General features: G+C 57.8%; 21 protein-coding genes. 10 read left to right on the top strand and 11 right to left on the bottom strand.

Going from position 1 to position 23,331, the window contains the following annotated elements:
- Positions 1-341: 341 nt before the first annotated feature.
- Positions 342-2,543 (bottom strand): catalase/peroxidase HPI, encoded by a 2,202-nt coding sequence (katG, locus tag RUESEDTHA_RS07920; protein WP_180885893.1) that lies wholly within the window; start codon positions 2,541-2,543, stop codon positions 342-344.
- A gap of 225 nt (positions 2,544-2,768) precedes the next feature.
- Positions 2,769-3,614 carry an SDR family oxidoreductase gene (locus RUESEDTHA_RS07915; RefSeq protein ID WP_180885890.1) on the bottom strand — a complete coding sequence of 282 codons (846 nt, stop codon included), beginning with the start codon at positions 3,612-3,614 and terminating at the stop codon, positions 2,769-2,771.
- 90 nt (positions 3,615-3,704) lie between these two features.
- Between RUESEDTHA_RS07915 and RUESEDTHA_RS07910 the strand changes: the two genes are divergently transcribed.
- Entirely contained in the window at positions 3,705-4,337 is a 633-nt protein-coding gene (locus RUESEDTHA_RS07910; RefSeq protein WP_180885887.1) for a class I SAM-dependent methyltransferase, read from the top strand.
- Here the strand turns inward: RUESEDTHA_RS07910 and RUESEDTHA_RS07905 are convergent.
- From RUESEDTHA_RS07905 to RUESEDTHA_RS07895, 3 genes are read right to left on the bottom strand one after another with little or no spacing between them, the layout of a single operon-like run.
- A complete protein-coding gene (locus RUESEDTHA_RS07905; protein WP_180885883.1) occupies positions 4,334-5,113 on the bottom strand; it encodes a carnitinyl-CoA dehydratase in 780 nt (259 codons plus the stop codon). The genes RUESEDTHA_RS07910 and RUESEDTHA_RS07905 overlap by 4 nt on opposite strands.
- The gene (locus RUESEDTHA_RS07900) at positions 5,110-7,128 is read right to left on the bottom strand and encodes an acetate--CoA ligase family protein (RefSeq protein ID WP_180885881.1); all 2,019 of its coding nucleotides are present in this window, start codon (positions 7,126-7,128) and stop codon (positions 5,110-5,112) included. The genes RUESEDTHA_RS07905 and RUESEDTHA_RS07900 overlap by 4 nt, the downstream gene beginning before the upstream one ends.
- Positions 7,125-8,285, bottom strand: coding sequence for an acyl-CoA dehydrogenase family protein (locus tag RUESEDTHA_RS07895; RefSeq protein ID WP_180885879.1), 1,161 nt, complete (start codon positions 8,283-8,285; stop codon positions 7,125-7,127). The genes RUESEDTHA_RS07900 and RUESEDTHA_RS07895 overlap by 4 nt, the downstream gene beginning before the upstream one ends.
- Positions 8,286-8,362: 77 nt before the next feature.
- Here RUESEDTHA_RS07895 and RUESEDTHA_RS07890 point away from each other — a divergent pair, with 77 nt between their 5' ends.
- Positions 8,363-9,304, top strand: a complete 942-nt coding sequence (locus tag RUESEDTHA_RS07890; protein ID WP_180885877.1) for a GlxA family transcriptional regulator — start codon at positions 8,363-8,365, stop codon at positions 9,302-9,304.
- On the opposite strand, the gene RUESEDTHA_RS07885 is transcribed toward RUESEDTHA_RS07890, so the two are convergent.
- Together RUESEDTHA_RS07885 and RUESEDTHA_RS07880 are read right to left on the bottom strand one after the other, a co-directional pair.
- Positions 9,301-10,290, bottom strand: a complete 990-nt coding sequence (locus RUESEDTHA_RS07885; protein WP_180885875.1) for a sterol desaturase family protein — start codon at positions 10,288-10,290, stop codon at positions 9,301-9,303. The genes RUESEDTHA_RS07890 and RUESEDTHA_RS07885 overlap by 4 nt on opposite strands.
- A 13-nt stretch (positions 10,291-10,303) precedes the next feature.
- On the bottom strand, positions 10,304-11,059 hold the full coding sequence (locus RUESEDTHA_RS07880) for a class II aldolase and adducin N-terminal domain-containing protein (protein WP_180885873.1): 756 nt from the start codon (positions 11,057-11,059) through the stop codon (positions 10,304-10,306).
- Between the two features lie 116 nt (positions 11,060-11,175).
- Here RUESEDTHA_RS07880 and RUESEDTHA_RS07875 point away from each other — a divergent pair, with 116 nt between their 5' ends.
- From RUESEDTHA_RS07875 to msrA, 8 genes are all read left to right on the top strand, one after another.
- Positions 11,176-12,051: a LysR family transcriptional regulator gene (locus tag RUESEDTHA_RS07875; protein WP_180885871.1), complete on the top strand. Its 876-nt coding sequence runs from the start codon at positions 11,176-11,178 to the stop codon at positions 12,049-12,051.
- Between the two features lie 140 nt (positions 12,052-12,191).
- A complete protein-coding gene (gene ade / locus RUESEDTHA_RS07870; protein ID WP_180885869.1) occupies positions 12,192-13,994 on the top strand; it encodes an adenine deaminase in 1,803 nt (600 codons plus the stop codon).
- Complete coding sequence (locus RUESEDTHA_RS07865) at positions 13,991-15,454, top strand: AMP nucleosidase (protein WP_180885867.1); 1,464 nt, start codon at positions 13,991-13,993, stop codon at positions 15,452-15,454. Before ade ends, RUESEDTHA_RS07865 begins: the two co-directional genes overlap by 4 nt.
- 130 nt (positions 15,455-15,584) lie before the next feature.
- A complete protein-coding gene (locus RUESEDTHA_RS07860) occupies positions 15,585-15,872 on the top strand; it encodes an HU family DNA-binding protein (protein WP_068341148.1) in 288 nt (95 codons plus the stop codon).
- Between the two features lie 178 nt (positions 15,873-16,050).
- Positions 16,051-16,521, top strand: a complete 471-nt coding sequence (locus RUESEDTHA_RS07855) for a hypothetical protein (RefSeq protein ID WP_180885865.1) — start codon at positions 16,051-16,053, stop codon at positions 16,519-16,521.
- Positions 16,522-16,703: 182 nt separating this feature from the next.
- Entirely contained in the window at positions 16,704-17,582 is an 879-nt protein-coding gene (locus tag RUESEDTHA_RS07850; protein WP_180885863.1) for a DMT family transporter, read from the top strand.
- A gap of 99 nt (positions 17,583-17,681) precedes the next feature.
- Positions 17,682-18,131 carry a peptide-methionine (R)-S-oxide reductase MsrB gene (gene msrB / locus RUESEDTHA_RS07845; RefSeq protein ID WP_171123640.1) on the top strand — a complete coding sequence of 150 codons (450 nt, stop codon included), beginning with the start codon at positions 17,682-17,684 and terminating at the stop codon, positions 18,129-18,131.
- A complete protein-coding gene (msrA, locus tag RUESEDTHA_RS07840; RefSeq protein ID WP_171212167.1) occupies positions 18,128-18,637 on the top strand; it encodes a peptide-methionine (S)-S-oxide reductase MsrA in 510 nt (169 codons plus the stop codon). Before msrB ends, msrA begins: the two co-directional genes overlap by 4 nt.
- A 21-nt stretch (positions 18,638-18,658) precedes the next feature.
- Here the strand turns inward: msrA and RUESEDTHA_RS07835 are convergent, their stop codons facing one another.
- The 4 genes from RUESEDTHA_RS07835 to mtgA form a co-directional block, all read right to left on the bottom strand.
- Positions 18,659-20,662: a hydantoinase/oxoprolinase family protein gene (locus RUESEDTHA_RS07835; RefSeq protein WP_180885861.1), complete on the bottom strand. Its 2,004-nt coding sequence runs from the start codon at positions 20,660-20,662 to the stop codon at positions 18,659-18,661.
- A 72-nt stretch (positions 20,663-20,734) separates the two neighbouring features.
- Positions 20,735-21,772 (bottom strand): tRNA epoxyqueuosine(34) reductase QueG, encoded by a 1,038-nt coding sequence (gene queG / locus RUESEDTHA_RS07830; RefSeq protein ID WP_180885858.1) that lies wholly within the window; start codon positions 21,770-21,772, stop codon positions 20,735-20,737.
- 71 nt (positions 21,773-21,843) lie between these two features.
- Entirely contained in the window at positions 21,844-22,509 is a 666-nt protein-coding gene (locus RUESEDTHA_RS07825) for a glutathione S-transferase family protein (protein ID WP_171124273.1), read from the bottom strand.
- A 58-nt stretch (positions 22,510-22,567) separates the two neighbouring features.
- Positions 22,568-23,302: a monofunctional biosynthetic peptidoglycan transglycosylase gene (mtgA, locus tag RUESEDTHA_RS07820; RefSeq protein WP_180885856.1), complete on the bottom strand. Its 735-nt coding sequence runs from the start codon at positions 23,300-23,302 to the stop codon at positions 22,568-22,570.
- Between the last annotated feature and the right edge of the window lie 29 nt (positions 23,303-23,331).

Genomic DNA, 23,331 nt, shown 5'->3' with positions numbered 1-23,331 from the left:
TCTCAACTGTCTCTCCAGCCCGTCCGACCGTCTCTCCGATCCGTCAGCACAACCTCAGCTGCGCCGGTGAAGGGGTATTTACGGATTAGGTCTGGGACCTGCAACCCCCATTTTGAAAAAACTTCACATTTCTCTGCGGAAACCTGCTCATCTTAATAAAAACAACAGGTTACCTTCAAACTTATCCCTGCAAACCCCACTTCTTACGTATTGATTAAGAGGGTTTGAATTGCCCCTCAACGGAATCGTACCCAAAGCTTGGTATGCAGCAGGGAGTCGGACCAATGAAAACGCCGCCCGAAGAGACTCGGACGGCGTATGACACTTCAAAGGGTACAGGATTATTTCAGATCGAAGCGGTCTGCGTTCATCACCTTGTTCCAGGCCGAGACAAAGTCGCAGACAAATTTCCCGCCTGCATCTGCCTGACCATAGACTTCGGCCAGTGCTCGCAGTTGCGAGTTCGAGCCAAAGACCAGATCGACACGGGTACCGGTCCACTTGACCTCACCGCTGCTGCGATCGCGACCCTCGTAGACACCCTTGCCCGCGGGCTTCCATTCGGTGCCCATGTCCAGCAGGTTGGTGAAGAAGTCGGTGCTGAGCGAACCAACCCGATCCGTGAACACGCCGTGTGTGCTGTCGCCGAAATTGGCACCCATCACACGCAGACCACCGACAAGCGCGGTCATCTCCGGCGCGGACAGATTCAGCAGTTGCGCTCGGTCAACCAACAGCTCCTCGGGTGATACGGTATAATCGGTCTTCTGGTAATTGCGGAAACCATCCGCTGCGGGCTCCATCACGGCAAAGCTGTCGACATCCGTCTGGTCCTGCGACGCGTCAGTACGACCCGGAGTAAACGGAACCTCAACATCCTGACCACCAGCTTTGGCCGCCTGTTCGATGCCCACGCTACCTGCCAGAACGATCACATCCGCCAGCGAAACCTTTTTATCGCCCGACTGCGCATCATTGAACGCGGTCTGAACGCCCTCCAGAGCATCAAGCGCCTTGGACAGTTTCATCGGCTCGTTCACATCCCAGTCTTTCTGCGGCGCAAGACGGATACGGGCGCCATTGGCACCACCGCGCTTGTCTGACCCGCGGAAGGTCGAGGCCGAGGCCCACGCGGTCGACACCAGTTCCGAGACAGACAGACCGGTTGCGGCAATCTTGGCTTTCAGGTCCGCTACATCCGCATCATCCACCAGGTCATGATCCACGGCGGGGACGTTGTCTTGCCAGATCAGCTCCTCAGTGGGGGCTTCTTCGCCGATATAGTTCGAACGCGGGCCCATATCGCGGTGGGTCAGCTTGAACCAGGCACGGGCAAAGGCATCAGCGAACTCATCCGGGTTTTCGTGGAAGCGTTTCGAGATCGGGCCATAGATCGGATCCATGCGCATCGCCATGTCGGCGGTGGTCATCATGGTCTTGACCTTTTTCGAAGGGTCATGGGCCTGCGGTGCCATATCTTCTTCTTTGACGTTCACCGGCTCCCAGATCCACGCGCCCGAGGGGCTTTTGGTCAGGTTCCAGTCATAGCCGAACAGCAGGTCAAAAAACCCATTGTCCCACTTGGTCGGGTTGGCCGTCCACGCGCCTTCGATGCCCGAGGTGGTTGTATCGTCACCCTTGCCCGAGCCGAATTTGTTGATCCAGCCAAAGCCCATTTCCTCGATCGGGGCGGCTTCGGGTTCGGGACCCACCAGATCAGGATCGCCCGCGCCATGCGCCTTGCCAAAGGTGTGACCACCGGCGACCAACGCAACAGTTTCTTCATCATTCATCGCCATCCGGCCAAATGTCTCGCGAATGTCGCGGCCCGAGGCCAGAACATTCGGCTCACCATCGGGGCCTTCGGGGTTTACATAGATCAGACCCATCTGCACGGCGGCCAGCGGGTTTTCCAGATCACGTTCACCTGAATAACGGCTGTGCGGGTTGTTGGTGGGGGCCAGCCATTCAGTCTCGGTCCCCCAATAGATATCTTCCTCGGGGGCCCAGATATCTTCGCGGCCGCCGGCAAAGCCAAAGGTCTTGCCGCCCATGGATTCGATGGCGCAATTGCCCGCTAGGATCATCAGGTCGGCCCAGGAAATCTGGTTGCCGTATTTCTGTTTGATCGGCCACAGCAGACGGCGCGCTTTATCAAGGTTGCCGTTATCCGGCCAGCTGTTCAGCGGCGCAAACCGCTGGTTCCCGGTCGACGCCCCGCCACGACCATCTGCGGTCCGGTATGTCCCGGCGCTGTGCCATGCCATACGAATGAACAACCCGCCATAGTGGCCGTAGTCCGCAGGCCACCAATCCTGCGAATCCGTCATCAGCGCATAGAGGTCTTCCTTCAACGCTTTCATATCCAGCTTCTTGAACGCCTCTGCATAATCGAAGTCAGCACCCAGCGGGTTCGAGGCTGGCGCGTTCTGGTGCAGAATCGAGAGGTTCAACTGGTTCGGCCACCAATCCCGGTTCGAGCGGGTTCCGGCGCCATGCATTACAGGGCATCCGCCTGCCTTGGGGTTATCACTTCCGTCCATGTCGATCTCCAATCCTGGCTAAATTCCGGCAATCTTGCGCGGTTAAAAACTCGGTCGATCAAGAACACATATAGATGACACTTTTATCCACCCTAAACGCACGGTGAAAATTCGCGCAGGCGGGATAGGCAAGAGCGACTCTTTGGTCTTGTCGCGAACCGTTCTAACAAAGACCAGCAATGCATTTAAGTTTTGTTTATGGATGATTGTGATAACCAAAAATTATCATTCATCCTGCATCAGGGACTCCAGCCCTACCCGATAATTCGGATAGCGCAGGGTCACGCCAAGCTCATCCTTGATCCTATCATTTCTGACGCGCTTGTTTTCGTTGTAAAAGCTACGGGCCATCGGGGTCAGATCAGCCTCTTCAAACGGCACGGCAGGGGGAAGGGGCAAACCTTGCAACTCGGCTGCATAGGCGATCACGTCTTGCGGCGGAACAGGTTCATCATCGCAAACATTATAGATTGCGCCGGGATTTGGGGCTGCCATCGACGCCACAAGCACCTGCGCAATATCTGCGACGTGGATACGGGAAAAGACTTGCCCGGGTTTGATAATGCGACGCATCCCAACGCGTTTAAGCTTGGAGAACGGGCCGCGGCCCGGCCCGTAGATCCCAGCCAGACGAAAGATATGGGTCGGCAGACCTGGAATGTCCTGCCATTGTGACTCGGCTCGCACCCTCCACCTGCCACGCTCGGCCGTTGGCGCAGGCGGGGTCTTTTCATCAACCCAATCGCCCTGATGATCGCCATAAACCGCTGTGGTGGATAGATACCCAACCCATTTGAACTGAGAAGCGCGCGCTGCGATCTCATCCCGCAGGGCCGCCAGAACAGGATCGCCATGCGCATTCGGAGCTGTCGAAATCAACAAATGCGTGACCCCGCTCAGGTCGGGTGTCTGTCCGGGCCAGACAACAGGTTCGGCTCCGGATGCCTTCAGAGCCGGTGATTGCGCAGGGTCCCGCGTGGTGCCCAGAACCCGCCAGCCCATCGGCTTCAACAACCGGGAAACTTCCTGCGCTGAATAGCCGTGACCAAACGAAAAAAGAGTGCCTGTCATGCCGCCATTGATGATCTGCAAACTGGGTAGATGCAAGCTCGGGCGCCGAGATACTTGATTCGAATCCCTCAATGCGCCTTTCTTTTAGGCATGAGCACCAAAACACCCGACCTGCACGCCGCCTATGCGCTGGAGTCGCCAGAGGATCACAAGCGGCTTTATGCAGAATGGGCCGGCGATTACGATGAAGGGTTCGCAGCGCGCGAGGACTATCAACTGCATGTCCACACCGCGCGGGCTTTTGTCAGCGCCGGAGGTCAGGGTCCGGTTCTGGATGTCGGCGCAGGCACCGGGCTGTGCGGTGCCGTTCTTGCCGGTTTGGGCGTGGGTCCCATAGACGCCACCGATATCAGTACCGACATGTTGGACCGCGCGATGCGCAAGGATATCTACCGAGATGCAATCGAAGCTGATCTCAACCAAGGTATCCCCGTGCCGCGCGAAAGCTATTCCGGCGTTGTGTCATCCGGCACGTTCACCCATGGCCACCTTGGGCCCGAAGCCCTTTCTGCGTTGCTGCGTGTCGCCCGGCATGGGGCGCAATTTGCGCTGTCCATCAATGCGCAGCACTATGAGAAATTGGGCTTCGCAGAAGCCCTGCACAAGATGGCGCAGGGTCAGATTCAAAACCTGTCCCTGACCGAAGTCCCCATCTATGGCGATCTGGCGGCTGGCCCAAACAAGAACGACACCGCCCTGATCGCCCTGTTCGAGCGTGTCTAACGTCCCTTCCAGACTGGATCGCGCTTTTCAGCAAAGGCACGCGCCCCTTCCAGATTGTCCTCGGACCCATAGAGCGTATCCACGGTCGGCAATTGCCGCCTCGTGATCCGGTTCATGACGTCTTGGAACTTGGAATCCTCGGCCTCTCGCACGATTTCTTTGATCGCCGCATAAACAAGCGGGGGGCCACTGGCCAAAAGGCGCGCCAGTTCCCACGCGCGATCCATCAACTGATCAGACGGCACGATCTCATTGATCAGGCCCCAGTTCTTTGCTTCGTCTGGGTTGAACCAGCGCCCGGTCAGCAGAAGTTCCATCGCGACATGATAAGGGATGCGCTTGGGCAGCTTGACGCTGGCGGCATCCGCCACCGTACCCGAACGGATTTCCGGCAGCGCGAAGCTTGCATGATCGGCGGCAATGATCATGTCCGCACTCAGGGCCAGTTCCAACCCGCCACCGCACGCAATGCCATTGACCGCCGCGATGACCGGTTTGTTCATTTCGCGCAACTCTTGCAGGCCGCCAAAGCCGCCGACGCCGTAATCACCGTCTACCGCATCGCCGTCCGCTGCTGCTTTCAAGTCCCAACCGGGGCAAAAGAACTTGTCTCCACCCCCTGTAATTATGGCGACCCGCAAATCCGGGTCGTCGCGAAAGTCGCGAAACACATCCCCCATCACGCGGCTGGTGGCGAGATCAATCGCATTTGCCTTTGGCCGGTCCAGAGTGACCTGCAGGATCGCGCCCTCGCGCTTGGTTTTGACCGGGTTCATGAGCTTGCCTTTCGGATCAGGGCATCCACCGCAACCGCCCCATCGGGGCCGCAAATGAGCGGATTGATTTCAACTTCGCTGACATGGGCTGCATTGGCAATGACATAGGCTTGCACCGCATCTACCGTATCCAGAATTGCCTGCATGTCCGCTGCGGATTTGCCGCGGTAGCCCGCCAGCAAGGGCGCACAGGCCAATCGATCCAGCGCCTTGTGAACCGCCTGACGGGACGACGGGATCAACAAAGACACCGAGTCCCTCAGAATTTCCGTTAAAACCCCACCCGCGCCCAACGTCAGTACATAGCCATGGGCCGGATCGCGCGTCACGCCGATCAGCAGTTCGGCAACCCCGCTTGGTGCCATTTCTTCGATCAAAATTTCCGCCGTGCCAATCTCGGACGCAGTGCGGGCCACGTCCTCGAGTTTCACATTCAGCCGAACGGCCCCTTGGTCTGATTTATGCGCAAGCCCAACACCTTTGACCGCAAATGGACCGACCAGTTTTTCTACAGACTGCTGTGCCGCTTCAGGCTGCGCCACGACGTTTTTCGGCACTCGTACACCGTATTCCTCAAGGGCCAGTTTCGCCTCTGCCTCGGTCAGAACAATGTTCGGTTCAGCAGAAGATGGCATCAGAACAGAATCCGCTTGGGCGTCGAATGATCGCGAGGCGGCTTCAACAGCCGCCAGTGCCTCGTGCAACCCTGCAAACGGCACCACCCCTCCGTCCAGCAGCCGTTGGGCAACATCCTCGGGCATCAATTCCGGCAAAGTTGCTGTCACGGCAAATGGACGACCCGAACGCGCGACGCAATTCAAAGCAGCCTGCGTTGCACAATCCCAATCTGTCGAGTCCGTGTGTGGATAGTCGACGATTGCCATGGTCAAACCCTGCTCTGGACTCATCATGGCGGCCCATGCCCGCGTCATGGCCTCGGTGTCGCGCCAGATATAGGTGTGATAATCCAGCGGATTGGCCAATGCCACCATCGGCCCCAGGGCTTCCCGCAAATCGGCCCGTTGCGTTGAAGACAACGGTGGAAAATCCACATCCCGGCTTGTGGCCATGTCTGCGGCGAGGCTGGCCTCTCCTCCGGAACAGCTAATGGTACCCAGACCATTGCTTTCCAGCCGTCCGGTCACATGCAGCAGCTTGAGACACTCCAAAAAGCTCGGGATGTCATCCAGCCGCGCGATTCCCAACCGGTCCAATAAAGCTTGCGCACCGGCATCGCCACCAGCCAAGGACGCCGTATGCGAGATCGTCGCCGCCTGCGCATGGGTAGAGCGACCCATCTTGAGTGCAACAATCGGGACACCACAAAGCCGCGCTTTGTTGGCCAAAACCTCCCATTTGCGCAGATCGCCGAAACCTTCGATATGCACGCCAATGGCTGTGATGCGATCATCATCCAACAGCGCCAAAGCAATATCGGCCTGATGGGTCTGGGCCTGATTTCCGCAGGTCAGCATAAAGGCCAACGGCAAAGCGCGCCGCTGCATCGTCATGTTGATGGCGATGTTCGAACTTTGCGTCAGGATCGCAACGCCCCGATCCACGGGCTGCATTCCATGCTGGTCGGGCCATACTGCCACACGATCCAAGCCGTTCACAAACCCATAGCAGTTGGGGCCCAGGATCGGCATATCAACCGCCGCTGCAATCAACTGCTCCTGAAGGTCCGCTCCTGCGTCGTCTTCGGCCTGCGCCTCGGTAAAGCCCGAGGCGAAACAGACCGCGCCCCCCGCGCCCATCGCGGACAAAACCTCAACCGCTTGAATTGTGGCGTGCCGGTTTATTCCGACAAATGCTAGGTCAGGCGGCGTCGGCAGCGACTCTAATGAACCGTATGCCCGTTCTCCGGCGACCTCAGCCGCCTTGGGATGAACGGGCCAGATATCGCCCTTGAACCCGAATTTGCGCGCCTGCTGAATGACTGAGGCACACCACGCCCCACCCCCGATCACGGCGATGGATTCAGGGGTCAGCGCACGGGTCAGCGCTGCGGTCATGCGCCAAGCGCCCGCAGCAAATCGCGGCTGATGATGTGACGCTGAATCTCACTGGTGCCGTCCCAGATGCGTTCAACACGTGCGTCGCGCCAAAACCGTTCCAGCGGGTAGTCATCCATAAGACCCATGCCGCCATGCACCTGAATCGCCGCATCCGTCACCCGCGCCAGCATTTCCGAGGCGTATAACTTGGCCGAGGCGATCTCACGATTTGCGGGCAATCCCTGATCCAACCGATCCGCGGCAGCAAGGGTTAACAGGTCGGCGGCGTCAATCTCGGTGATCATGTCGGCGATCTGGAACGAGACGCCCTGAAACTTGCCGATCTTCTGGCCGAACTGTTCACGCGTGGCGGCATAATCCAGCGCATAGTCGAATGCCCGACGCGCGCGCCCTACAGACATGGCAGCAACGGTGATGCGCGTGGCATAGAGCCATGTGTTCATCACCTCAAACCCGCCATCGACCTCGCCCAAAACCTGCGCATCCGGCAAGCGGCAATCGTCGAAATCCAGCACCATGTTCTTGTAGCCGCGGTGGCTGACCGACTTGTATCCGTCACGAATCGTGAAACCCGGAGTGCCGCGATCCACCAAAAAGGCGGTGATGCGCTTCTTGGGGCCTTTAGGTGTTTGATCCTCGCCGGTTGCGATGAAGACGATGATGAAATCCGCGTGTTCTGCGCCCGAGATGAAATGTTTGGTGCCATTGACCACCCAATCACCACCGTCCCGCACAGCAGCGCACTTCATCCCCCGCACGTCCGAGCCCGCGCCAGGTTCGGTCATCGCCAGCGCATCCATCTTTTCACCACGCACGGCGGGCATCAGATACCGCTCGACCTGATCGCCCTCACAAGCCATCAGAATGTTCTGCGGACGTCCGAAGAAATGGTTCAAGGCCATCGACCCACGGCCCAGTTCACGCTCGACCAGTGCGAATTCCAAATGGTTCAGGCCAGCGCAGCCGACGCTTTCGGGAAAGTTGCAGGCATAAAACCCCAGCTCGATCGTCTTGCGCTTGATCTCGTCGGCGATCTCCTGCGGAACCTCACCCGTGCGTTCAACCATGTCTTCATGCGGGTAAATCTCATTTTGGACGAAACTGCGAACGGTCGATACGATCATCTCTTGTTCGTCGGACAGGCCGTATTGCATTTGGAGTCTCCACGTCTGAATCTGAAACTATCCTGACGCGGGTTGATCTTTCAGTCGTGCAGAAATAGTCATGAAGCATGCAGAAATGGATCAAATCGCCCTCTGCGCCGCGGCAATTCGGGGTGCTTCTGTTCGACGGGTTTTCAAACCACTGCCTCGCCAACACAGTCGAGCCACTGCGTGCGGCAAACACGATTGCAGGTCAAAAACTGTATAATTGGAACTTTCTGTCACTGGACCGCGCGCCCGTGACGTCTTCTTCAGGTTTGCAGGTCGCACCGCACCAAACGCTTCAAGATGCCCGCGGGGATATTCTGTTCGTCATGCCCTCTTACGGGTTCCGGGCGCATGGCGGATGGCGCACCCTGGCCGGGTTACGCGCTTCTGCTGGTCGCTATGCAAAACTGGCCGGATTGGACACCGGAAGCTGGCTGCTGGCGCTCGCGGGGTTGCTAGACGGACACCGCGCCACGATCCACTGGGAAGAACTGAACAGCTTTACCGAGCGGTTCCCGGACATCGACACAAAGCGCGAGCGCTACATCATCGACCGTAAGCGCATCACCTGCTCCGGGGCCATGGCCGCCTTTGATCTGGTCCTGCACCTGATCGGGCAGGATCACGGACAAGCGCTGGCGCTGGAGGTGGCACAGCTTTTCATGACCCGCGATTCTGCACGCTCGCATTCCGGTGGTGCGGGGGCGACCAGCGGATACGTGAACAAGGCGCTGGGCTTGATGCAAGAAAATCTGGAAACGCCGCTGGCTATCACCGAAATAGCCCGCCGCGTTGGACGATCGCACAAGGCTCTGTCCGTTCGGATGCACGCGGAACTGGGCGCGGGGCCGGCGCAGGTCTACCGCCGCCTGCGCCTGAACCTTGCGCGCAAGCTTGTCGCCGAAACCGACCTGACGATTGCAGAGGTCGCCTTGCGGGCGGGCTATGACGATCCCAGCGCGCTGACCCGTGCATTCCGGGCCGAATTCGGCGTTACGCCACGCGCGTTGCGGGCCGGTTAGGTATACATCTGTTTCTTGAAGGCGCGCGTTCGGGTTGTCGCGTCAGCCGAGCCATCGTGATACGTGCCAAACCACTTATCGAACGGGATTTCGGACGTGCCATAGTTGCATTCAAAATACCGGTGGTGGAGTTGGTGAAAGAAATCCCCGGCACGGGCGGCATCCGTGTCCCCTGCCCTGAGTTTTTCGAACCCCGAATGCGACAGAACCGGGCTGATCTGCTGAAAATATGTATGAAACAACAGGTGCAGGGGGTGTGACGGCACGATCAGGTGCACGAAATAGGTCGTGAAGTACAAAAGGTTCTCGTACCAGTGGTTCGAAATGCCCGACCATGGCCCGATATTCACGTTGCGGTGGTGAACCGCGTGGACGTGTTTATAAAGCTTCGGATGATGCTCCAGCCGGTGAACCCAATAGAAATGCAGCCCTGACCACATCGGGATGAACAGCATCCAGACCACACACCAGACCGGTGCGCTGGCCCATGTCACGGTCGGCACGTATCCGTTCGCCATCGCCCAGTAGATCACCCATTGATAAACGGTGGCGACCGTCATCGCGCTTCCCAGCGTCCACCAAATGTTATCCCAGACCTGATTGCGGAATGTGAAGCTGCCGTTGTTGCGTGTCAGGTCCCGGCGATCGAACTTCTTATACATGCCCTGCCCTTTGCGCATGTACAGCCACCAATGAAGCCCGCCCGCGACCAGGATCTGCGGCACCATGTTCAGCAACCAGATCCGGAACATCCAGCCAGGCGCAAAGCTCTGCATCGTTTCCAACGCAGGAAAGAAAAACACGTAAGCCGTCACCGCCAAAACCATGCAAAGCGTCAAAGACGTGATTTGCAGCCAGGCACGGCTGTACCACTTTAAAACGGCGGCGGGGCGTGGTGGCCAGTTGAACAATGGGTTCAATCCCACCGGTCCGTCAGGATGGTAGTGCCACCGGACGGCTTCGGGGTCCTGAGAGGCGTCGGTCATCGCATCCCCCTATCTATGTGGCATAGTCTGAGCCTTCGGCATCCAGCAGAGATTTGATCTCTCGCAGATGCGCTTCGGCCTGATCGGGATAGTCGTCCAGCTCTTGCGCGGTCTTTTCGGCAACCTCGTCCGATAACACGCGCAAAGGCTGACCGGTCTGAAGCGCGCGAATATATGTTTCGGCCGCCCGTTCGAAATAATAGAGCCTATTAAAGGCATCTGCCGGGTTGCTGCCGATGACCAACACCCCGTGATTGCCCATGATCATGACCTTCTTTTTCGGGTCTGAAAGCATGGCCGCGCAACGCTCACCTTCGCTTTCAAAGGCCAGTCCGCCAAATTCCTCATCTATCACATATCGGTCATAAAAGGTGGCCGTATTCTGGTCGATCGGCGGCAGGGTGCTGTCAGCAAGCGAGGCGAGAACCGTCGCGAAAATGGAATGTACGTGCATCACACAGCGCGCATGAGGGCAGCGCCGATGGATAGACCCATGCAAACCCCATGCTGTCGGGTCCGGAGCGCCGGGTTGGGTCATGACATCGGGATCATTCGCGTCCAAAAGCAACAGGTTTGACGCCTTGATCCGCGCAAAATGCATCTGGTTGGCGTTCATCAGGAATTGCGTTCCTTCCGGATTGACCGCCAAGCTGAAATGGTTTGCCACGCCCTCATGCATGTTCAACCGTTCCGTCCACCGGAAAGTCGCAGCAAGGTCCACGCGCTCGGACCAGTGGTCGATATTGGGCCGCAGATTGGTGACGCTCATGTCAGGCTCCTGTCGGATGAATTCGAACTACAAAAAGCCTGCCTTCGCCGGGGATGTTTGACCAACGAAAAAAACGGAAGTAATGCATTAGTCAAACTTATGATTGAGTTATGCCAATGCAAAAATCTCTTCCTCCGCTGGGGTGGCTGCGCACGTTCGAGGCCGCGGCACGCCATCTTTCGTTCACCGGTGCCGCGCGGGACCTAAACATGACGCAAAGCGCAGTCAGTCAGCAAATCAAGTCGCTGGAGGGGTATCTGGGTCAGCCCTTATTCTTGCGCAGGCCCCGCGCACTGGAACTAACGGAAGCCGGAATAACTTACCTGCCGGTTGTGCGAGATGCGTTTCGAACTCTGGTTCGGGGCACACAGGCCGTCACCGGCACGCAGCAGAACGCAGTACAGGTTCAAAGCAACATATCTTTCGCCGTGAACTGGCTTGCCCCGCGACTTCCGAAATTTCGGTCGCTGCACCCCGAAGTTCAGTTGAACATCTTCACAGAGCTCTGGGAACCAAGGGAAATGGCCGAAGGCGCTGCAGTCGAGATCCGATACTCTCTGCGTCCCTCCGATACGGTGCGCACAGAATTATTGCGGACCGACCACTACTATCCCGTCTGCGCGCCGGGGTATCAGATCACGCTGGAGACTTTGCAGCAACATCCGTTGTTCGATTGCTCGAACCTACTGTCGAATTGGGAAATCTGGGTCGAAGAACAGGGTCTAATATGGGAAAAACCGCCCATCACTTACTCGACAACGTATCTGGTCAGCCTCTCGGTGGCGATGGCAGGCGGCGGGCTGTGCCTGACCCATGACACCATCGCCCGCAGGTTAATTGACGAGGGCAAACTCATCGCGCCTTTCGATCATCGCGCGGCAATGCCCGAAGCCTATTACCTGCTGCTGTCACCCCAAGCCGAAGAAACACCCGGAGCTTTGGCCTTTGCCGATTGGGTGCGCCGCGAGATTGAAAGCGATTTGCAGGCATAGCGGAACGCTCCCGCCCATCGGCGATGCCCAAGGGGCATCTTCTCTGGTTGGGTCGGGCAGCGCTGACGCGCTGCGTGACGGTTTCATGATAGCTGTTCAGCAGGGGTTGAACCTTTCCCGGCATTCAGGAAAGTTGGGCCATGGAATACACACCTTTCCCAAGTTGGCCCGAAGTAGCCCCCCGTTTGATCGCTGTCGCTGCAGGACGCGAAGCCGCAGATCTGGTTATCCGCGGCGGGTCGTGGGTAAACGTGCACAGCCGCGAAGTTCTGCCAGGTCACGATATTGCCATTGCATCCGGACGCATTGCCTTTGTGGGACCAGATGCGTCGCATTGCGTCGGGCCAGACACCCGGATCATCGAAGCAAACGGTCGCTTCATGCTACCCGGCCTGTGCGATGCCCATATGCATATCGAATCGGGGATGCTGACACCAGCCGAGTTCGCCCGCGCGGTCATTCCACATGGTACCACCAGCATGTTCACCGACCCGCATGAAATCGCCAATGTGCTGGGGTTGGACGGCGTGCGGATGATGCATGACGAAGCGTTGATGCAGCCCGTGAACATCTACACCCAGATGCCATCCTGCGCACCGTCTGCGCCTGGCCTTGAAACGACGGGATACGAAATCACCGCACAGGACGTTGCCGAAGCGATGTCCTGGCCCGGCATAATCGGACTGGGCGAGATGATGAACTTCCCGGGTGTGATCAATGGCGACCCAAAGATGCTTGCCGAGATCGCAGCAACGCAAAATGCGGGAAAAACAGTAGGCGGACACTTTGCTTCGCCTGATTTAGGGCCTGATTTTGCGGCATACGTGGCAGGCGGACCGGCAGACGATCACGAAGGAACCTGCGAAGCGGACGCAATCGCGCGGGTTCGGCAAGGTATGCGATCCATGATGCGGTTGGGGTCGGCATGGTTCGACGTGGAGAGCCAAATCACGGCCGTTACCGAGAAAGGGCTGGACCCAAGGAACTTCATCCTTTGCACGGATGATTGCCACTCGGGGACGTTGGTCAATGATGGTCATATGAACCGGGTCGTGCGACATGCGATCGCCTGCGGGTGCGATCCGTTGATCGCGTTGCAAATGGCCACGATCAACACGGCGACCCATTTCGGACTTGAACGTGAGATCGGCTCGATCACGCCGGGGCGGCGTGCCGATATCATTCTCAGCTCAGACCTGACCGAACTGCCGATTGAAACGGTCATCGCCCGCGGTCAGGTTGTGGCCGAAGGCGGAGCAATCACGGTGAATTGCCCACATCTCGACTGGCCCGAAACCGCTCGGAACACCGTCCATCTGGGGCATACGCTCGCCGCTGCTGATTTTGAGATCGCAGCGCCCACCGGCGCCAATCGCGTGCAGGCCAACGTGATTGGCGTCGTTGAAAATCAGGCGCCGACCAAGGCGCTCAAGGCCGAGCTGCCGATCATCGAAGGGTTGGTGGAAGGCGAAGGTGAGGTTTGCCAGATCGCGCTGGTCGAGCGCCACCGCGCGACCGGAGGGGTCACGAACGCCTTTGTCTCGGGGTTCGGCTATCAGGGCAAGATGGCTATGGCATCCACCGTGGCGCATGACAGCCACCACATGATCGTTGTGGGAACCGACCGCGAGCAGATGGCCCTGGCCGCGAACCGACTGGCCGAGGTCGGGGGCGGGATCACCATTTTCCGCGATGGCGCGGAATTGGCCTTGGTCGAGTTGCCCATTGCCGGACTGATGTCCGACAGTCCTGCATCTGACGTGGCAGCCAAGGCTGAACGCATGGTCGAGACGATGCAGGCCTGCGGCTGTGACCTTAACAATGCGTATATGCAGCACTCGCTTTTGGCCCTTGTCGTAATCCCTGAATTGCGGATTTCCGACCTCGGGCTAATCGACGTGCGCACATTTGAAAAAATTGACCTTCTGGAACCACTTGCATGACAATAATAAAAACACCCGACGTGCCCAGCGCCGAGAAATTTACCGATCCGGCTGCTGCCGTTGAACGGCTGGAACAACTGTACGAACAAGCAACGCGCTTTCTGTGCGACAGCTTTGCCCAGGCGATGCAACAAGGCACCCCGACCGAACGGTACAGGGCCTTTTACCCGGAGATTCGGATCAAGACCTCGTCTTATGCGCAGGTCGATAGCCGTCTGAGCTTTGGCCATGTTTCCGAGCCCGGAATGCACGCAACCACCGTCACACGGCCTGATCTGTTCCGGTCCTACCTGACCCAGCAAATCGCGCTGCTGATCAAGAACCACGATCAACCAGTGACGATCGGAGCCTCGGATACGCCGATCCCGGTTCATTTCGCTGTGGCGAACAATCCGGATCTGGTTGTTCCCCATCAGGGTGCGGCCGGTTTCACGCTGCGTGATGTCTTTGATGTTCCTGACCTGACCACCACGAATGACGACATTGTAAATGGCGTTCACGATCACGAAGACGAAGATGGCCCGCTGGCCTTGTTTACCGCCCAACGGGTCGATTATTCACTGGCGCGTCTGGCCCATTATACGGCAACCGATCCCAGCCACTTTCAGAACCACGTGCTGTTCACCAACTACCAGTTCTATGTGTCCGAGTTCGAAAACTACGCGCGCGAACAACTGGCCGATCCCGATAGTGGCTACATCAGCTTCGTATCGACCGGCAATGTGCAGATCACCACAGCGGATGGAACTTTGGAACAACCGTTGAAGCTGCCGCAGATGCCGACCTATCACCTGAAACGCGCGGACGGGTCGGGCATTACGCTGGTCAATATCGGGGTCGGGCCGTCGAATGCCAAAACTGCCACCGATCATATCGCGGTTCTGCGTCCCCATGCTTGGCTTATGGTCGGTCACTGTGCTGGTCTGCGCAACACGCAGGCGTTGGGCGATTTTGTTCTGGCGCATGCCTATCTGCGCGAAGACAAGGTTCTGGACGATGACCTGCCAGTCTGGGTGCCGATCCCTCCGCTGGCCGAGGTTCAGGTGGCCTTGGAACAGGCCGTCGCCGAGGTCACGGAACTTGAGGGATATGAGCTGAAGCGGATCATGCGTACGGGCACCGTCGCCTCGGTCGACAACCGCAACTGGGAGTTGCGCGACCAGTCCGGACCCGTGCAACGCCTCAGCCAGTCACGCGCCATCGCGTTGGATATGGAAAGCGCCACCATAGCAGCGAATGGCTATCGGTTTCGCGTCCCTTATGGCACCTTGCTATGCGTATCAGACAAACCGCTGCATGGGGAATTGAAGTTGCCGGGTATGGCTTCGGCGTTCTATACCACACAGGTCAGCCGCCATTTGGCGATCGGAATACGTGCAATGGAACATCTGCGCGGCATGCCGTTAGAGCGCCTGCACAGCCGGAAATTGCGTTCTTTCGACGAAACGGCCTTTCTCTGAAGCAAAAAAGCAACGTTTTCCCCATATTTTTAGGGTTTTCGGCGCTACTATTCGTTGTGTTCGGCCACAATATCCCGTTACAGTTACGCGGTGAGGCCCTATTTATCGGGCACGTTAAGGAGACCAAGAAATGGCAAAGCCTATGACAAAGACTCAGCTGGTTGCTGCTCTCGCTGAGGAAATGGGGACAGACAAGAAAGCCGCAAACAGCGCGCTTGAGGCCATCACCGGCCTGATCACCCGCGAAGTATCCGCCGGCGGTGCAGTGACCCTGCCCGGCGTTGGCAAAATCTACTGCCGCGAGCGCCCCGAGCGCATGGTGCGCAACCCCGCCACCGGCGAGCAGTTCAAGAAAGAGGCCGACAAGGTGGTCAAGATGACCATTGCGAAAGCTCTGAAGGACAGCGTGAACGGCTGATCCCAGCTTTCACTGCGAAATGATCAAGGGCCGCCATTCGGGGGCCCTTTTTCTTTTCACACATATTTCCACAATTAAGAAATTCGTATCAGCTTCAACAGGTGTTTTCTAATTTCGTCGCGCCAAAATGCTGTCAAAGTACGGACTTATACTTGGTTCAGTTTCAACAACCGACCCCATGAAATCAACAAATGCTATTTCAAGCTTTTTTTTCTGCGCCACGCTGTCGTTTTGCCTGCTGTCAGTGTCCCCCTCTGCCGCAGTTGCAGAATGTAGCCGTTCAAGCCCGTACAACTTGCAAGCAGACATCACATATGAGGAAATTTTCGATTTCGAAGTCAAAACTTATCCTCGCATTATGGCGCATCCTTATGAAATCGAAATCCCGGACACCACATTTGGTCAACTGATCGCCTGTCGTATTTATCAAGACGGAGCGCATGAAACCGCAGAGTTGCCAACTACTCCGGGCTGGGCCAGCCTGTTTGCAAACAGGCCAGAGACCAGAATTCGCAATCATCAAGTAACCAGCAGAGAGATGCAATTTGTGAAGTCTGGTCCGGGCAAGACACACGTGTTTTTCTCGCACAAGATTCCAGATGCAAAATTTCGGTGTTTTGTTGCCTGCGTCGCAAACAAAAAACAGTGAAAAACTTAGGCGTGTTTGGGTTTTGTCGAAAGCGGAACCCAGCATCATAGGTTTGATCGTCTAAGCGTTTAGACCAAGACAGCGCATTAGTACAAACTTAGCGGCCGAGGATTGGCTCCCAATATCTTGCGACCCGTACCGATTTAAGGAACAGTGCCCGAAATCAACGAAGGAGAGTGGCGGTGGATCTGCGTGCCATGGCCATGGGGCTGACATTTGCGTTTATCTGGTCGTCGGCCTTTACCTCGGCACGCATTATCGTGGCGGATGCCTCACCTTTGTTTTCTTTGGCTCTTCGGTTTCTGATCTCTGGTCTGATCGGGGTCGCGATTGCATGGGCCATGGGCCAAAACTGGCGGCTGACCCGATCACAGTGGTACGCAACCATTCTATTCGGTATTTGCCAAAATGCCCTTTATTTGGGTCTGAATTTCTATGCGATGCAGACTGTTGAAGCCTCGGTTGCAGCGATAATCGCCTCGACCATGCCACTGCTGGTGGCGCTGGCCAGTTGGTTGTTTCTGGGCGACAGGTTGCGTCCAATGGGGGTGCTTGGTCTGTTTGCAGGGTTCGCCGGCGTCGCGTTGATCATGAGCAGCCGCATCAGCGCAGGGGTCGACATGTTCGGCGTGATGCTGTGCGGCATTGGGGCGCTGGCACTGGCTTTTGCGACACTGGCGGTACGCGGGGCAACCTCGGGTGGGAACTTCATGATGATTGTTGGCCTGCAAATGCTGGTGGGGTCCTCAATTTTGTTTGCCGCCGCTCCGCTGTTTGAAACCATCTACATCCACCCGACGGTTCCGCTGGCGCTGGCCTTTACCTATACAACCCTTTTCCCCGGCCTGCTGGCGACCTTCATCTGGTTCCTGTTGCTGGACAGGATCGGAGCAACACGGGCTGCCACGTTTCATTTCCTCAACCCCGTATTCGGCGTCACAATCGCCGCGATCTTACTTGGTGAGAAACTTGGACCACTGGATGCGGTCGGCGTTGCTGTGACCACATTGGGAATTCTGGCCGTTCAGCTTTCCCGGCAGCCTGCGCCGAAACCCGGCTGATACCCGCACATCTGCGCGAGGAAGGCAAAACCCCCTTTGCTTTCGCTGCTCAAACCCCATTTATTAGGTCAAACCAGTTTCCACACGTCCCGAGGACCAATGACCCGATACACCAAAGACCCCGAGGCGATTGCTGCCCTGTCACCCGAGGAATACCACGTCACGCAAAACAGCGGGACGGAACGCCCGGGCACTGGCAAGCTTCTGAACAACAAGGAACCGGGGATTTATGTCGACATTGTTTCGGGCGAGCCACTGTTTGCCTCGACCCATAAATATGAATCCGGTTGCGGCTGGCCCAGCTTTACCAAGCCCATCGTGCACGAACATGTGGAAGAGTTCACCGACCGCACGCTGGGCATGATCCGGACCGAGGTCCGCTCGAAACACGGGGACAGCCACTTGGGGCACGTGTTCCCAGACGGCCCGCGCGAACATGGCGGGCTGCGTTATTGCATCAACTCGGCCTCCTTGCGGTTTATCCATCGCGATGACATGGAGGATGAAGGCTATGCAGAATACCTGATCCATGTGGAGGATATCCAATGACCGAACAACGCGCCGTTCTTGCCGGTGGCTGCTTTTGGGGCATGCAGGACCTGATCCGCAAATTGCCCGGCGTATCTCGCACCCGCGTCGGATACACAGGCGGTGACGTACCAAACGCCACTTATCGCAATCATGGAACCCATGCAGAAGGGATTGAGATCTTCTTTGACCCTACGCAGATCACCTATCGCGACCTGTTGGAGTTCTTTTTCCAGATCCACGACCCGACCACCGTCAACCGGCAGGGCAACGACGTCGGCATGAGTTACCGGTCCGCCATCTATTATGTGGATGATGCCCAGAAACAGATCGCGCTGGATACGATTGCCGATGTGAATGCCAGTGGCATCTGGCCCGGCAAGGTCGTTACCGAAATCGAACCCGTTGGCGATTTCTGGGACGCTGAACCGGAACATCAGGACTATCTTGAGCGTATCCCCAACGGCTATACCTGCCATTTCCCGCGGCCTGACTGGGTTCTGCCCAAACGCGACGCTGCCGAATAATGGATAGCCCCAAGCCTGGGGCTAACCTGACGCCACCCTCGGGCGACCGCTGGCCTCGACCGTTACGGTCGCTTCGACAAAAACGTCCTGCGCCTCAATTCGTGCGGTCCTAATATCGCGGCTGACAATCACCCGGATGTCTTCGGCACCCGCCCGACGGACTTGGCCTTCGGCTTCGTTTTTCAGGGCCATCTGTAAAACCTCCAAGGCCTTTTCAGATTCGGTAAAATCCTGCGGCCCGCTCTCAAGATGTACCCTATAGCGCCCCTCTGACGGTGACGTTACAGTCCCCGATCGGCGCAAGATCAGGCGGCCCACAACAGCTCCAATCGCATTGGCTACACCGGTATGTTCGGGCAGGATCATATTGCAATGCAGCCGCTCACCCACCGCTGGGTAGTAACTGGGCGCCGACGCCCCAAGGCCGATCACATCCACATTCAGGGATGCGTCCAACGCCAGCAAACCACGGTGCCGATCCAAACCCTTTTGCGTCAGAACATGGCGGGCAAGATCGGTGGCAGACAACCCAAAATCCTCAGCTTCTTCCGCAAAAGCAGTCTCTAACAAGGTCAGTGCGGTTTGCTCGGTCAACTGGCTCACGATCATCTCGGCCAATTTTTCAGGTGTTGAGGCCAAGACATCCCCGGTACCAACACGCTTACGCGCGACCAACTCCAGCGCTTTTTGCGCCGCCTGTGTGTCCCACGAAGTCAGTCGCCCAAGCACTTGGGACGCATCAGACGGGGTGACGCCACTGACCTGAACAATCCCGCGATCCACAAGCCGCGTCAGTGCGCCGCTTTCCATTCGGGTTTTCAGCAACTCAGACAGTGGTACAACCCGATCCCCGAGCCTGTCCAACAACGCGTCCTCCCGCGGCCCCAAACCTTGCGCAGGAAGGCCAGGCACGCGGCGCGCAAAGCGCGTGTCATGCTCACCCACCGTTGTCGCGCGCAGTTGCGCGTCAAGTACCGGATGAACAACTTCGGGATGCTCTACCGCAATCAACGAGACAGGCAAAACCCGCCGCGGCCCAAGGAATACGCCGCCTGGCAAACCTTCGGTCTTTACGTGCACCTGACTGTCGCCGCCCAGCCCATGCGTTCGCATGGCCACGGCCTCGACCATCGTGCGAAAGCCACCCACCTGCGCGCCAGCCGGGTCAATCGCCGGCTTTCCGTCCCGAATCAACGCTATATCTGTGGTCGTCCCCCCGATGTCCGAAACCAGCGCGTTTTCGGCCCCGGTCAGCCAGCTTGCCCCTACAATCGATGCGGCAGGCCCGCTCAGAATGGTTTCGATCGGCCGATCCCGGGCCTGTTCCGCACTCATCAAGGCGCCATCACCGCGCACAACCATCATCGGCGCCGAAATACCAAGGTCCACCAGTTGATCCTGCGCGCGCCCGATCAGTCGGTCGATCATTCCAATCAGCCGGGCATTCAACACGGCGGTCACGGCGCGTTTTGGGCCATTCAGCTTGGCAGACAAATGATGCGAACACGTAACCGGCGCGCCTGTCTTTTCTGCGATGATCCGGGCGGCTTCCAGTTCATGCGCCGGATTGCGTGTCGCAAACTGCGCCGCCACTGCAAACCCTGACACGCCCGTATGCGAGTCTAAAAAGGACAAAAGTGCGTCAATATCCAGCGGGGCCGCCTCAGCCCCCGCATGCGTGTGCCCCCCGCTCAGCACCACGGCAGGATCGCCTTTCAAGGCGTCCTTCAGCCCGTGCCTGTCCAGATCCGCCTGTTTGAACCCGATATACACCAGTGCGACACGCCCACCCTGCCCTTCGACCAGCGCATTTGTGGCCAACGTCGTCGACAGTGACGCCATCGAGACTTGATCGGGCGATACCTGCGCCTGCTCCAACACCGCGGAAATCGCTTTGCCCACACCAATCGCCAAATCCGCCCGTGTGGTCAGGGACTTGGCCGAGGCTATTACATCCTTTTCATCCCGAACAAGAACTGCATCCGTATATGTTCCGCCTGTATCCACCCCCAAAGCCAACGCCATCGGGACCTTCTAACTGTTCGCTGAAGATCGGTGTAGCGGTTCGCAGCGACACGTCCACCCCGTTTGCGGCACTCAAGCCAGTTGTTTCACCGCCCAGCGCGCGGCATCGGCCACAGTCGGATCTGGATCGTCGATCAGTCGCGCCGCAATCGGCCTCAGTTCCGGCAGCCCGGAATTCCCGATCGCATAAAGAACATTTCGCACAAAGCGATCCCGCCCGATCCGCTTGATGGGCGACCCCGAGAACTTTTCGCGAAATGCCGCGTCATCCAAACCTGCCAGCTCTGCCAGGGGCGGAGACTTCAACTCGGAACGCGCCGCATATCTCAGATCACTTGCAGCGACGGCAAACTTGTTCCATGGACACACGGCAAGACAATCGTCGCAGCCGTAAATCCGGTTCCCCATTTTCGCACGCAGTTCTTCATCAACCGGACCCTTGTGTTCAATGGTCAGATAAGAAATGCATCGCCGCGCATCCAACTGGTAGGGCCCCGGAAAAGCATCGGTCGGGCACACGTCCAGACAAGCTCGACATGATCCGCAATGATCAACCTCAGCCATATCTGATGGAAGATCCAGGGTAGAAAAAACAGACCCTATAAAAGCCCAATTCCCCCAGTCCCGGCTAACCAGATTGGTATGCTTCCCCTGCCACCCCAACCCGGCCGCATGGCCCAGCGCCTTTTCCGGCACAGGTGCAGTATCGACAAACACCTTCACCTCGCCTCCGCCTTCGGCAATCAACCATCGGGCCAGTCGCTTAAGGCGCTTTTTCACCAGATCATGGTAGTCCTTGTTCTGCGCATAGACGGATATCGCGGCCTTGTCCGGATGCGCCAGAACCTCGGTCGGATCATGCTCGGGCGCATAGCTTTCGGCCAGCATGATCACCGACCGCGCCTCAGGCCACAAAGCCGCCGGATCGCCCCGCCAATGGGTTCGCTCGGCCATCCATCCCATCTGCCCGTGGTACCCGGCCTGCAAGAACGCCTCCAGCCGCGCGGGCACCGCTGGCACGTCCCACGGACGGCACACACGGCAGGACACAAACCCCTCGTTCAGGGCCTGCGCCACCAACCTGTCCTTCAAACCCGATCCGCTCTTCATCTGGCTAAAATATCCTCGGGGGGAATCGCGCCCCGGCGCGATGGGGGGCAGACAGCCCCCCCGCTACCCTATCAGAAATCCAGATCAGCGTAATGAGGCGGAGGCCGAAACCCCGGCACCTGATCCGCCAGTATCGACCGGAACGCAGGGCGCGACTTGATCTTGGCATACCAATCCTTCACCGCCGCCGATCGATTCCAATCCACGTCCGAGATATAATCCAAAGCCGACAGGTGCGCAGCCGCTGCAAAATCCGCCAGCGTCATCTGATCCCCGGCCAACCAACGACGATGATCCAGCAGCCAGGCCATGTAATCCAGATGGTACTTGATTGCCTTGGCACCTTCCTTGACGTTCTTACTGTCTGGATAGCCCTCGCCAGTGATTTTCTTGTTCACTCGTTCATACAAAAGCTTCGAGGTAACTTCCTGATGAAACTTGTCATCAAACCACGCCACCAGACGCCGAACCTCGTACCTGTCTTCCGGTGTCTTCGGCAAAAGCGCGGGTTCTGGGCGGGTCTCCTCGATATACTCGCAGATGGCTGTGCTCTCGGATAAGGTCTTTCCGTCCAGCCGAAGAACCGGAACTTTTCCCGCAGGGTTACGGCGCAGGAAATCCGGGTCTTGTTCCCAGTATCTCTCTTCCACCAGCTCAACCTCAATCTTCTTTTCCGCCAGCGACAACCGGACCTTGCGGCAATACGGGGACAGGGGAACGTGAAACAGACGCGCCATGATCTTCCAATCGAACCAGTGAATACTCTCCAGCTTTAGCGCCGAGCGGGTTTGTTTTTCAATCCTCGAAACAATCCGCGCGACCATCTGCGCGGATGGTGGCCGCCCCATCCAGGATCGAGGCCGCCCGCCTGCGTGTACGCACCGAGGGATCGGTTACCGAGCGATTGCGCGGCGACGGCAGGATCGCCGCAATCCGTGCTGCCTGCACCGAGGACAGTTTTGACGCCGGAATTTTGAAATTGCGCTGGGCTGCTGCTTCGACCCCAAAAACTCCATTCCCGGTCTCGGCCACGTTCAGATAAACCTCAAGGATACGCTGTTTGCTCCAAAAAATTTCGACCACCGGCGTAATCGAAGTCTCCAACGCCTTGCGTACCCAGCTACGCCCCTGCCACAGGAATACGTTTTTGACCACCTGCTGCGACAAGGTCGAGGCCCCGCGCGATCCGCCATCCTCCAGCGCGTCGCGGATCGCTTCGACGTCAAAGCCCCAATGCAGGCAGAAATTCGCATCTTCGGCCGCCACGACCGACCGTGCCATAATGGGCGAGATCTCTTCGATCGGCACCCAATCGCGTTCAACCTTGCCCAACCTGCGCCATTCCGACCAAATCGTATGTGTCACGGGCGGGTTCACCACCGAATACAGCGCTACCAGTGCAACCACAAACACCACACAGCCCAGAGCGCCGCGTAAAACCCAGCGGCGAATCTGCATCAGGATCGGCGTTTTGGCCTTGGACGCCTTCTTTTTCTTACCGCTTTTCTTGCGGACTGCTTTCTTTGCCATGTCCCAGCTATACGACGAGTGATCGCGGT

Origin of the sequence: Ruegeria sp. THAF57 (assembly GCF_903914075.1) — a bacterium.
Classification (GTDB): domain Bacteria; phylum Pseudomonadota; class Alphaproteobacteria; order Rhodobacterales; family Rhodobacteraceae; genus Ruegeria.
The sequence above is the reverse complement of the archived record's forward strand: the minus strand, read 5'-3'. Positions and strand labels throughout refer to the sequence as shown.

What these genes read in the sequence shown, in the direction of transcription:
- katG (WP_180885893.1), bottom strand. Translation starts at nt 2,543, where the DNA reads ATGGACGGAAGTGATAACCCCAAGGCAGGCGGATGCCCTGTAATGCAT.
- RUESEDTHA_RS07915 (WP_180885890.1), bottom strand. Translation starts at nt 3,614, where the DNA reads ATGACAGGCACTCTTTTTTCGTTTGGTCACGGCTATTCAGCGCAGGAA.
- RUESEDTHA_RS07910 (WP_180885887.1), top strand. Translation starts at nt 3,705, where the DNA reads ATGAGCACCAAAACACCCGACCTGCACGCCGCCTATGCGCTGGAGTCG.
- RUESEDTHA_RS07905 (WP_180885883.1), bottom strand. Translation starts at nt 5,113, where the DNA reads ATGAACCCGGTCAAAACCAAGCGCGAGGGCGCGATCCTGCAGGTCACT.
- RUESEDTHA_RS07900 (WP_180885881.1), bottom strand. Translation starts at nt 7,128, where the DNA reads ATGACCGCAGCGCTGACCCGTGCGCTGACCCCTGAATCCATCGCCGTG.
- RUESEDTHA_RS07895 (WP_180885879.1), bottom strand. Translation starts at nt 8,285, where the DNA reads ATGCAATACGGCCTGTCCGACGAACAAGAGATGATCGTATCGACCGTT.
- RUESEDTHA_RS07890 (WP_180885877.1), top strand. Translation starts at nt 8,363, where the DNA reads ATGCAGAAATGGATCAAATCGCCCTCTGCGCCGCGGCAATTCGGGGTG.
- RUESEDTHA_RS07885 (WP_180885875.1), bottom strand. Translation starts at nt 10,290, where the DNA reads ATGACCGACGCCTCTCAGGACCCCGAAGCCGTCCGGTGGCACTACCAT.
- RUESEDTHA_RS07880 (WP_180885873.1), bottom strand. Translation starts at nt 11,059, where the DNA reads ATGAGCGTCACCAATCTGCGGCCCAATATCGACCACTGGTCCGAGCGC.
- RUESEDTHA_RS07875 (WP_180885871.1), top strand. Translation starts at nt 11,176, where the DNA reads ATGCAAAAATCTCTTCCTCCGCTGGGGTGGCTGCGCACGTTCGAGGCC.
- ade (WP_180885869.1), top strand. Translation starts at nt 12,192, where the DNA reads ATGGAATACACACCTTTCCCAAGTTGGCCCGAAGTAGCCCCCCGTTTG.
- RUESEDTHA_RS07865 (WP_180885867.1), top strand. Translation starts at nt 13,991, where the DNA reads ATGACAATAATAAAAACACCCGACGTGCCCAGCGCCGAGAAATTTACC.
- RUESEDTHA_RS07860 (WP_068341148.1), top strand. Translation starts at nt 15,585, where the DNA reads ATGGCAAAGCCTATGACAAAGACTCAGCTGGTTGCTGCTCTCGCTGAG.
- RUESEDTHA_RS07855 (WP_180885865.1), top strand. Translation starts at nt 16,051, where the DNA reads ATGAAATCAACAAATGCTATTTCAAGCTTTTTTTTCTGCGCCACGCTG.
- msrB (WP_171123640.1), top strand. Translation starts at nt 17,682, where the DNA reads ATGACCCGATACACCAAAGACCCCGAGGCGATTGCTGCCCTGTCACCC.
- msrA (WP_171212167.1), top strand. Translation starts at nt 18,128, where the DNA reads ATGACCGAACAACGCGCCGTTCTTGCCGGTGGCTGCTTTTGGGGCATG.
- RUESEDTHA_RS07835 (WP_180885861.1), bottom strand. Translation starts at nt 20,662, where the DNA reads ATGGCGTTGGCTTTGGGGGTGGATACAGGCGGAACATATACGGATGCA.
- queG (WP_180885858.1), bottom strand. Translation starts at nt 21,772, where the DNA reads ATGAAGAGCGGATCGGGTTTGAAGGACAGGTTGGTGGCGCAGGCCCTG.
- RUESEDTHA_RS07825 (WP_171124273.1), bottom strand. Translation starts at nt 22,509, where the DNA reads ATGGCGCGTCTGTTTCACGTTCCCCTGTCCCCGTATTGCCGCAAGGTC.
- mtgA (WP_180885856.1), bottom strand. Translation starts at nt 23,302, where the DNA reads ATGGCAAAGAAAGCAGTCCGCAAGAAAAGCGGTAAGAAAAAGAAGGCG.